Origin of the sequence: Stieleria sp. (genome assembly GCF_041595215.1) — a bacterium.
GTDB classification, from domain to species: domain Bacteria; phylum Planctomycetota; class Planctomycetia; order Pirellulales; family Pirellulaceae; genus Stieleria; species Stieleria magnilauensis.
In genome coordinates, this window is the sequence record NZ_JBFHKV010000618.1 from 1 (window position 1) to 5,088 (window position 5,088).

2 protein-coding genes and 1 pseudogene are annotated in these 5,088 nt (G+C 60.7%); all 3 read left to right on the forward strand.

Annotation, left to right across the window (positions count from 1 at the left end; genetic code table 11):
* Nucleotides 1-576: pseudogene (locus ABX749_RS21190) on the forward strand (serine protease); the annotation flags it as partial.
* Nucleotides 573-3,551, forward strand: coding sequence for a c-type cytochrome domain-containing protein (locus tag ABX749_RS21195; RefSeq protein ID WP_372897732.1), 2,979 nt, complete (start codon nucleotides 573-575; stop codon nucleotides 3,549-3,551). The pseudogene ABX749_RS21190 and the gene ABX749_RS21195, both read left to right, overlap by 4 nt.
* A gap of 386 nt (nucleotides 3,552-3,937) precedes the next feature.
* Nucleotides 3,938-5,088, forward strand: a 1,151-nt coding sequence (locus ABX749_RS21200; RefSeq protein WP_372897733.1) for a DUF1549 domain-containing protein, incomplete at its 3' end; no start/stop codon positions are given.

Below are 5,088 nucleotides of genomic sequence, written 5' to 3' on the forward strand. Positions count from 1 at the left end.
GGCGGTGTGCTGGCCAGCAACGATGACCTCTCACGGGGCAACTACGACGCCGGCGTCGACTTCACGGCGAAAGAAGACGGCCAGGTTGACGTGACGGTGTCCGACATGATCGACGGATACGGCCCGCGGCATTTCTACCAGCTGACGATCCGCGAGCGGCGTCCGGAATGCCAGCTGACCCTCGCCGACAACCATTTTGTGCTGCCGCGTGATAAACCCCTGGAGATCCCCGTCACGGTCACCCGCACCGCGGGCTTCGGCGAAAAAGTCCAAATCACGGCAGTCGGATGTCCGCCGGGCGTGACGGTCGAAAGTGTCATTTCAGAACCCAAGGGCGACACATCGAAATCCGTCAAATTAAAGTTGACCGCCGGTGACGCTGCCGCCGGTCACGCGACGTTCCAAATCACCGGCACGTTCTTGGACGCCGACGGCAATCCGACCGAAGGGAAATCCCAGGCAACCTTCCAGCTGCGTCCCCTGCTCCCGCTGACAGAGTTTTGGTTGACGATCCCACCGGCACCGAACGACAACACCTCGACCGACAACGCTTCGACCCCACCGGCAACGCCATGATTCATCGCCCATCCCGCTCCCAACCGAGTCCGCGTCGCGGTGTCGCGGCGATGCTTGTGTTGGCCATCGCATCGGGCCTGTCGACCGAGGCGTCGGCGGACACCCGCGAGATCGCGGAACTGCCCGAAGACCGCAAGGTCCTCTATAGCCGCGATGTCGCTCCCGTGCTGACCAAAAATTGCGTCGCCTGTCACAATGCCAGCAGCGAAGAAGGCGGCGTCAATTTGGAAACGGTCGAAAAGATGAAGGCATCCGATGTCGAGGATGTCCTGGTCCCCGGCAACGCGCAACAGAGCCGTTTGTTCTTGCTGGCCTCCCATGCCGAAGACCCGGCGATGCCGCCCGACGACAACGACGTCTCGGCCGCGGCACTGAATCCGATCGAACTGGCACTGCTGCGACGCTGGATTGATTCAGGCGCGAACGTCGACCAGGCGAGCGGCACACCGACGCCGCGGCAATGGCAACCGCTGCCGAATAGTCTGCAAACGGTTTATGGATCCGACATGACGTCCGACGGTCGGCTATCGGTCGTCGGATTCGGGAACCAAATCCGCTTGTTCGGATCAAAGTCTTCCGAACCGATCGACTCACTCGAGCGACACGTGGGAGACCAAACCCGACCCGCGCACGACGACTTCGTTCAAGACGTGCGATTCGATTCCGATGGCGGGCGTGTCCTCTCCAGCGGCTATCGAAACGTCAAACTGTGGCAGATGGCTCCGTTTGAACCGACATCGATTCCAAATATCAATCGCGATGAAACCCTGGCCATCGCGATGAACCCCAGCGGTCGTCACGTCGCGGCGTTGTCGCCCAGGGGCGAACTGAGTGTGGCCGCGATCGGCATGAATCGCTGGCGATGGATGAAAGGGTTTGACGTCCCGGCCGAATTCCAATCGGATCAACCTCCGCTCGTCCGCGTCGCCGTCGGCCCGCAAGGCGATTGCGTGTCGATCACATGGGACAAAACCATCCGAGTCGTCCGCATCGACGGCAGAGAACCGGAGACGATGGAAGCCGCCCATCCGATCACGTCCATGGTCTGGCTGGATCGCGATCATCTGGTCATCGGCGATGCGACGGGCAAGGTGAATCGATGGCAACGAGAAAACGATGCGTGGACGAGCAGCGAGTTAGCGGTTTCGGATCAACCGATCGCCTTCCTATGCGCGGCGACACGTGACGACGCGCCGCTGGTCGCGATCGATGGCTCGGGTAAAGTCGCACAGTTCGACGCGGCGAACAACCAATTCGTCGAACTCGGAAAGCTTCCAGCCGCACCCGCTTCGGCTGCTCTTTCCGGACCAAACAATCTGCTCTGGGTGACGACGCAAGCCGGCGCACTGGGGACGTTCAACTTGACGGACAAGACGTTTGTCGAAGTCGCCAAATCGGATCCCCTTGCCGCTGCGCAACACGCGTCGGACCAGTGGGAAACGCAGGTGGGCGAACGATTGATTGCGGCCCACGACGCATCGGTCAAACAGGCCGAATCCAACCTGGACGCGGAAAAGAAGAGTTTGGAAAAAATCGCGGCCGACATCACCGCCAAGTCGACGGCGGTCACTGAGAAACAAAAAAGTGTTGCCGACGCGAAGAAAGCCGCCGAAGCCGCGCAGGCGAAATTGGCTCAGGCCCGTAGCGAAGAAGAATCGGCGACGAAAATGAGAACCGAACTCACCGCAACGGTCAGTCAATTAGATACTTCGATTGCAAAACTGACCGAGCAACTGGAAGCCCTGAAAAAAGAAAAAGCAGACGCCGAACAGAAGCTCGCCGCGGTGCCCGACGCCAAGAAGTTGGCCGACACGACCAAGACGCTCAGCGAAGCGTCCGAAAAAGCCGCCAAAGAACTCGCGACGAAGAACAGCGAACTCGCGGACCAACAAAACGCGTTGCAATTGGCCGAAGAAACGAAAGCGCGCGGCGAACGACGACTGAAAGGACTCGGCGAAGAACATCAACGTCGCCAACAGGCACTCGAAAACATCAAGGCCGAACAGGAAGCGAAACAGGCGAAGGCTGCGGAGTCCAAAACACGCGTGGATCAATCGACGGCAACCGACCAACCCGTTGCCCTGACCGCGTCAGGCACACGGATTCTGACGCGGTCGAAAACATCGGGAACCTGGAGTCTTTGGACCGGCGCCGGCGACTGGCTGGGACCATTACTCGAACTTCCCGCAGGCGGCCAGTTGGTCTCCGCCGGTGACAGCGGTGTGTTGATCCAGGCAGCCGACGGACAGCTCCACGCGCTGCAAGCGTCCGAGCACGTTTGGAAGCACCAGCGAACGATCGGCTCGGCGACCGCGGACAGTCCGTTTGCCGATCGAGTGTTGAGCGTCGACGTCGATCCGTCGGGACAATGGCTGGCCACCGGAGGCGGAGAACCGTCGCGGGCGGGCGAGCTGATGATTTGGAATCTGTCGGACGGCTCCCTGGTCCGCCGCATCGAATCGCCGCACAGCGACACGGTGCTGTGCGTCCGGTTCTCTCCCGATGGCAAGACCTTGGCCAGCGGAGGCGCGGACCGAATGATCAAATTGTGGGACGTCGCGACGGGAACCTTGATCAAGACACTCGAAGGCCATACCCATCACGTCAGCGCGCTCGCCTGGAACGTCAACCAACGTGAACTCGCCAGCGGTTCAGCCGATGAGACCGTCAAGATCTGGAACATCGATTCCGGGAAATCGACGCGGACGATCAGCGGACTGAAATCAGAAATCACGCGATTGGTCTACGTGGGGCGCGACGATCGCATCGGTATCACCTGTGGCGATGGCTACTTCCGAGTCTATCGCACCGATAACGGCGGCCGAGAAACCAATGCGAAACTCCCCGGCGGATACCTCTACGCACTCGGGGCCAACCGCGACGGGACGCAGTTCATCGTCGGCGGCGCCGACGGCGTCGCAACCAGAGTCGACAAGTCCGGAAAGCAGTTGCAAGAACTCGTCGCCGGCGAGTGACGTCATTATCCCGAAGGGATTGCAGCGAGGTGTTAGCGGCAGGGCGCAAGCCCGATACCGCTCAATCGACATTGGTGGGCGCCGCTCGCGCTGGCGCGAACCGGCTGATATCAATTGATGATCAGCCGTTTGGCGCGAGCCTACGGGCGCCGGTGAGTAATCGACATGATGAATGCCCGTACGCTTGCGCGCTCGCGGCTAATCCCACGTGCGATCGGATTAAATCGACAGGCCGCTCGCGCCCTGCCGATAAAAAATGCTTCACGGCGTTACCCGCTGGGGAATCAGAATTGGACGTGGCGATCCGAATACGGTAAACTGATGTTCCCTCCCACTTCGACAACGCGCCGTTGTCCCACCCTGCCGCTGCTCGGCCCATGACAAACGTGTCCACTCACGAACGAATCCATCGATGGCTGCTGCCGTCTTGCATGATGCTCGGGTTGTGTGTCATCCATCCCGCCACGCCCTGTGACGCGGATACGCCACGCGACGACATCAGCTTCGTCAACGATGTGGTGCCGGTGTTGACCAAGGCCGGCTGCAACGCCGGCGTCTGCCATGCGAAAGCCGGCGGCGGACAGAATGGATTCGAATTGTCGCTGCTCGGGTTTGAGCCCTTGGAGGACTACCAGCACTTGGTCCATGAAGGGCGCGGCCGACGTCTATTTCCGCTCGATCCGGCCCGCAGCCTGTTGCTTGCCAAAGCGGCCGGCGAAGTGCCACACGGCGGCGGGGTTCGCATCGAAAAAGGTTCACCGAACTACAACACGTTGCTCCGTTGGATCCAAGCCGGATCGCCGTATCGATCGGACGACGATCCCGAATTGGTTTCGATTCGCGTCGAGCCTCCGGCCGGAACGCTTCAGCCGGGTGAAAGTCTGACGCTGCGATCGATCGCCACGTTTTCCGACGGTTCGACCCGTGACGTCACGGCGACATCGCTGTTTGAATCCAACGACTCGGCCATGGCGACGGTCAGCGAATCAGGTCACGTGACGGCGATGGATTTGCCGGGAAAAGTCTCCGTGATGGTGCGTCACCAAGATCGTGTCGCGGTCTACAACGCGTCGATTCCGCTGGGCCAACCGGTCGACGCACTTCCGACACCGAACAACTTTATCGACGAACTCGTCTTCGCCAATTTAGAACAGCTCGGGATCCCGCCGTCGGATCTGTGTGACGACGCCACGTTCCTGCGCCGCGTCTCGTTGGACATCGGCGGACGCGTGCCGACCGAACGTGAAGCACAAGCGTTCGCGGCGGACGATGCACCGGACAAGCGTGCCAAGGCAGTCGATCGCTTGTTACGAAGCCCCGACTACGCCGATTACTTTGCCAACAAGTGGACGGCGCTGCTGAAGAACCGTCGTGACGATGCCAGCGACATCACGTCCAATTTTGCGTTCCACGCCTGGGTCCGCGACAACCTGCTGGCCGGAACCCCGTACGATCAATTGGTCCGCGAATTACTGGCCGCCACCGGCACCGTGATCGCCAATCCTCCGGTCGCCTGGTACAAGCGTGTCAAGGAACC

Excerpts from the sequence above, each read along its gene's own strand:
- ABX749_RS21195 (WP_372897732.1), top strand. The coding sequence starts at position 573 with ATGATTCATCGCCCATCCCGCTCCCAACCGAGTCCGCGTCGCGGTGTC.